This window comes from Endozoicomonas sp. SESOKO2, assembly GCF_024606245.1.
GTDB lineage: Bacteria > Pseudomonadota > Gammaproteobacteria > Pseudomonadales > Endozoicomonadaceae > Endozoicomonas_A.
Genome location: NZ_JAHHPQ010000420.1, coordinates 1 through 1,158, shown reverse-complemented (window position 1 = coordinate 1,158; position 1,158 = coordinate 1). Strand labels below are relative to the sequence as shown.

The 1,158-nt window shown below is 51.6% G+C and carries 3 protein-coding genes; 1 reads left to right on the top strand and 2 read right to left on the bottom strand.

The window, feature by feature from the left end; all coding sequences use genetic code 11:
* The coding region (locus KDK17_RS09170) for a TonB-dependent receptor (protein ID WP_257287908.1) at window positions 1-206 on the top strand (206 nt) is incomplete at its 5' end.
* 32 nt (window positions 207-238) lie between these two features.
* Here KDK17_RS09170 and KDK17_RS09165 read toward each other — a convergent pair.
* Both KDK17_RS09165 and KDK17_RS09160 read right to left on the bottom strand, forming a co-directional pair.
* Complete coding sequence (locus KDK17_RS09165) at window positions 239-982, bottom strand: LrgB family protein (protein ID WP_257253048.1); 744 nt, start codon at window positions 980-982, stop codon at window positions 239-241.
* Window positions 958-1,158, bottom strand: a 201-nt coding sequence (locus KDK17_RS09160; RefSeq protein ID WP_257287907.1) for a CidA/LrgA family protein, incomplete at its 5' end; no start/stop codon positions are given. The genes KDK17_RS09160 and KDK17_RS09165, both read right to left, overlap by 25 nt.

Below are 1,158 nucleotides of genomic sequence, written 5' to 3'. Positions count from 1 at the left end.
GTTATGAGGTTGATGGTTATACCACCCTTGATCTGCTGGCTTCCTTCGCTATGCCAGTGGGCACTCTGAAAGCAGGGATTACCAACCTGTTGAATGAAGACTACGAAACGGTCTACAGCCAGTGGGCAGGAGACACCTACAATGGCATTAGTGCTCATAAGGCAGAAGGTCGTGCTTACACACTGAGTTATCGAGTGGAGTATTAAGCAGAAAAAGCGGCCGGGCAAAACCCGGCTGTTTAATTCAACCAGCCAAGAACCCAGGGTACCAGCCAGGGAGCCATCAGGGCACTGATACTGGCAGAAAGTACTAACGCCAGCGCGCTATAGGCGCCTTCCTTCAATGAACTTTGTACCATCCTCGCAGTGCCCAATGCATGGCAGGCCGTGCCCATGGCGATACCTCTGGCTTTGGGATCAGTGATTTTCAATAATGAGAGTAGTGGCAAGCCAAAAATAGCACCCATCAAGCCCGTCAGGATCACAGCGATAGCGGCAAGAGAGGGGACACCGTTCAGGTTATCCACAATCAACACAGCAATCGGTGTTGTGACCGATTTGGGAGCCAGAGAAAGAGCGACCTGACCATCGGCACCCGCCAGGACCGCCAGTATAACTGTGCTGACAAGGGCAAAAAGGCTGGAGACAAAAACCACCAGAATCACACCGGTCAGCTCCCGATGAATATCTCTCATCTGTTGATAAAGAGGCACTCCCAGAGCGACAACCGCGATGCCAAGCAGATTGCTTAGCCAGTCACCTCCTTGTTCGTAGTCGGAGTAAGGAATGTTTCCGACAAGAAGAATACCCACGACTACCAGAATGCTGACCAATAATGGATTGAGCATTGAATACTTGAAACGATTATGAAGCTGCCAGGCCGTCAGGTAGACTACCACCGTCATAGAACAATAGAGCAGGCCCTTCATCGGAGTGATCGTAACTATCGGGAACAAGGTCATTGTCGGGTACGCTCCAGCCATTGAAACAACCAACCGGAAACGGCCATAACCAACACTGTCCCCAGCAGACTGGTCAGCAGAAGAGCACCAAGGCTGCTGGCCAGCAGGTTCAGCTGATCGACGACACCGACCCCGATGGGCACAAATAACAGGGACATCCAGCGAATTATAAAACCGGCACCCGTTTCAACCCAGGA

What these genes read in the sequence shown, in the direction of transcription:
- KDK17_RS09165 (WP_257253048.1), bottom strand. Translation starts at nt 982, where the DNA reads ATGGCTGGAGCGTACCCGACAATGACCTTGTTCCCGATAGTTACGATC.